This is a genomic window from Gordonia sp. DT218, from assembly GCF_049847105.1.
GTDB lineage: Bacteria > Actinomycetota > Actinomycetes > Mycobacteriales > Mycobacteriaceae > Gordonia.
Window position 1 is genome coordinate 1 of sequence record NZ_JBNCNS010000015.1, and the last position, 1286, is coordinate 1286.

Annotated in this window: 1 protein-coding gene; it reads left to right on the forward strand. The window is 63.5% G+C overall.

All coding sequences use genetic code 11. The features are described 5' to 3' along the window. Positions 1-82: 82 nt before the first annotated feature. Positions 83-1227, forward strand: a protein-coding gene (locus ACPXCG_RS23945; protein WP_425794890.1) for an IS3 family transposase whose coding sequence is annotated in 2 segments (ribosomal slippage) — positions 83-350 and positions 350-1227 — 1146 coding nt in all. Because the reading frame shifts where the segments join, the coding sequence is not laid out codon by codon here. Positions 1228-1286: the final 59 nt, after the last annotated feature.

Below are 1286 nucleotides of genomic sequence, written 5' to 3' on the forward strand. Positions count from 1 at the left end.
TGGCATGTCCCCCGTAAACCGGTCCAGGTTGTTTTAGAGTCCTGATTGCCCCGGTGAGGGCGGAGAAGGGACGGTAGGGATCATGGCGGGACGTAAGCGTCACTCGGCCGAGGACATCGTGCGCAAGTTGCGCCGGGCTGATGAGTTGGCGGCGGAGGGCAAGACCGGTGAGGAGATTGCTGCCGATCTCGAGGTGTCGGCGGCCACCTTGTACAACTGGCGCCGTCAGTACGGCGGCATGGACGTCGATGCTGCCAAGGAACTCAAAGAGCTGCGTGAGCAGAACAGCCGACTCAAGCGGCTGCTCGCCGATGCTGAGCTTGAGAAGGACGCCCTGCGGGAGGTCGCGAAGGGAAAATTCTGAGCCCAACCGCCAAACGCGCCGCCATCGCAATGCTGACCGACGCGAAAGTCGTGTCAGAGCGTATGGCGTGCAAGGTGGTTGGGCTCTCCCGATCTGCCTACCGCAGACTGCCCCAAGCGCAGACACCGGCCGACCCGGACGCCGGGCTGCGGCAGCAGTTGCGCGTGTACGCCCGCAAACACCCGCGCCACGGCTTCCGCCGGGCGTGGGCGCACCTGCGGTTCGACGAGGGTGAGGTGGTCAACAAGAAGAAGGTCCACCGGCTGTGGAAGGAGGAGGGCCTGCAGGTGCGCCGGGCTGCGCGCCGTAAACGGGCCGGCCAGTCGTCGGTCCCGATCGTTGTCGCGGATGCGCCGAAGGTGGTGTGGGCATTGGATTTTCAGTTCGACTCGACCACTGATGGCAAGAAGATCAAGATCGCGTCGATGGTGGATGAACACACCCGGATGTCGCTGATCAACATCGTGGACCGCTCGATCACCGCCGAGAGGCTGATCGAGGAGCTGGAGAAGACGTTCGCGATCTGGGGTGGCCCGCCGATGGTGCTGCGCATGGACAACGGGCCTGAGTTCATCTCAGAAGCCCTGCAGGCGTTTTGCGCAGGGTCGGTGGGGATCTCCTACATTCCGCCCGGCACCCCGTGGAACAACGGGTTCATCGAGTCGTTCAACAACCGACTGCGCGACGAATGTTTGAACCGCAACTGCTGGACCACACTGCTCGAGGCCCGCGTGGTCATCGGCGACTTCAAAGACGACCACAACCACCGACACCGGCACTCGGCCCTGGGCTATCAGACCCCCGCCGACTACGCTGCCGGATGCACCCACCAACACCATCCCGTGGGATGCGAGATCGACTGATCAACTGCACGTAGGAACTGGCTCTAGAACGGCCTGGACCGACTATCGGGGACCTGCCA